Origin of the sequence: Meiothermus luteus (genome assembly GCF_003574085.1) — a bacterium.
Lineage (GTDB): Bacteria > Deinococcota > Deinococci > Deinococcales > Thermaceae > Meiothermus > Meiothermus luteus.
Genome location: NZ_QWKZ01000201.1, coordinates 1 through 1,407, shown reverse-complemented (window position 1 = coordinate 1,407; position 1,407 = coordinate 1). Strand labels below are relative to the sequence as shown.

The following is a 1,407-nucleotide window of genomic DNA, read 5'->3' as shown; positions in this document are numbered from 1 at the left end:
GGGGGAGGCTGGGTAGAGGCGGGGCGCTTTGGGCGATGGAGAGGAGGTCCTCCAGCCTGAGGTGCTGGGCTGCTTGGAGCAGGGCGCTCCGGTTTGGCTCGGCTTCTGCGGCCGACCAAAGCCCGAGGTGGCGCTCCGGGAGGGCCAGGGCCGGTTCGCGCGGGAGGTAGCCTAGGAAGGGGACCCCCAAGGGCCGCAGGGCCTCCTCCAGCAGGGCAGCGTGTCGGGCAGAGCCCACCCGGTTGACCACCACCCCGGCCAACCAAAGGCCAGGGTCGTGATCGCGAAAGCCGCGCACCAAGGCGGCCACCGAGCCCGCCATGGCCGAAGCGTCCACGCAGAGCACCACCGGGGCCCGGAGGAGTTTGGCCACCTGGGCGGTAGAGCTTACCTGGCCCAGGGCGTCCTTCCCGTCAAAGAGGCCCATCACCCCCTCTACCAGGGCCAGCCCGGCTCCCAAGGCCCCCCGACGGAAGACCTCCAGCAGCTCGGGAGCTTCTAGGAAGTGGCTGTCCAGGTTGCGGGCGGTTCGTCCGGTGAGGCGGCTGAGGTGGGTGGGGTCCAGGTAGTCGGGGCCCACCTTGTAGGGCTGCACCCGAAGACCTCGGTCCAGAAAGGCCGCGGCCAGCACCAGGCTTAGGGTGGTCTTGCCGGCCCCAGAGTGGGGGGCGGCCACCACTAAGCGGGGCAGGTTCACGGCCTCTCCTCCAGCCTGAGCAGGACAGCGTGGTCGTTTAGGTCGTCAAGCCGGAGGTACTGCGCGCCCATGGCCTGGGCCAAAATCCGGGCCCGCCCTAGGGTCTGGGGGCCGGTTTCCACGTCCAGCACCACCGCAGGGCTCGAGATGCGCCGAGCCAGCTCCAGGGCCTCGCCCCAGGGGTCGCCCCCTTGGTGGGGCACATTGGCCCGGCCATCGGTTACCAGCACCAGCCGGGTGCGCGGGCCCAGGTGAGCTTGGGCCAGGGCCAGGGCTGCCGCCAGAGGGGTGCGCCCCCCAGTGGGCAGGTGCTCCAAGGCTCGCTTGGCTGCCTCCAGGTCGCGGGTGAAGGACAGGAGCAGCCGGGCCTCTCCTCCCCGGAAAGCGATGAGCCCCACCTCCTCAGGCCGCTCCTCCAGAAGCCGTAGAAGGGCGCCTTTGGCCCAGGCCATACGAGCCTGGGCGGCCAGGGAGCCACTGGCGTCCACCACCAGAAGCAGCCTGCGCCCCTCCCGGCCGGCTTCTATGCGGGCGTGAAGGTCCTGCCGTTCTATTCGCCGGGCCCCCCGCGCGGCGGCGTGCAGCAAGGAGGCGCGTGGCTCGAGCCGCTCGGGATTTTCCTCCGGGGTGGCCCTCACCGTGGTTCCCCGGGGGGTGGGCTGGCTCTGCCCTTGAGGAAGGGGCGGGGCTTCCAGCCGCAGGGGGTGAGG

General features: G+C 71.3%; 2 protein-coding genes. Both read right to left on the bottom strand.

Features of this window, described 5'->3' with window-relative positions; translation table 11 throughout:
* The coding region (locus Mlute_RS15250) for a cobyrinate a,c-diamide synthase (protein ID WP_119361345.1) at positions 1-697 on the bottom strand (697 nt) is incomplete at its 3' end.
* The coding region (locus Mlute_RS15245) for a VWA domain-containing protein (RefSeq protein WP_119361344.1) at positions 694-1,407 on the bottom strand (714 nt) is incomplete at its 5' end. The genes Mlute_RS15245 and Mlute_RS15250, both read right to left, overlap by 4 nt.